Here is a 437-nt window from a genome sequence, read left to right on the forward strand (position 1 = left end):
CCCCCGCCATATGCGATCGCCCTGCTCTGCGGGGGAGGGTTGGCACCCGAAGGGTGACGGGAGAGGGGAGCGACGGCTCAGCAGAGTACTCGGCGTTGACGCTGAGCCATGATCTGAAGCGGGGTTCCCCTCACCCGACCCGGCCTGACGGCCGGCCCACCCGCCCCGCAGAGGGGGGAGGGAGAGTAGCGCCTACGCCGCGGGCGCCGAGGATTGCCCGGTCCTGGCCCGCCCCACCTCGATCAGCGCCGCGAGCTCGCCCGCCGCCGCGCGCACGCGCTCGGCGAGCGCCGGATCCGCGACCCGGCACTGCTCCATCTCGGCGCTGCCCGCGTAGACCGAGGTCGGCGCGATGTGGGCGGCGAAGAAGCCGAAGAGCGGGCGTAGCGCATGCTCCACCACCAGCGCGTGGCGCAGGCCCCCGCCGGTCGCGGTGA

At 74.6% G+C, this 437-nt stretch carries 1 pseudogene; it reads right to left on the reverse strand.

The window, feature by feature from the left end:
* Positions 1-192: 192 nt before the first annotated feature.
* Positions 193-437, reverse strand: a pseudogene (locus AX737_RS34325) (FMN reductase); the annotation flags it as partial.

The organism is Methylobacterium sp. CCH5-D2 (genome assembly GCF_001556475.1).
Taxonomy (GTDB): domain Bacteria; phylum Pseudomonadota; class Alphaproteobacteria; order Rhizobiales; family Beijerinckiaceae; genus Methylobacterium; species Methylobacterium hispanicum.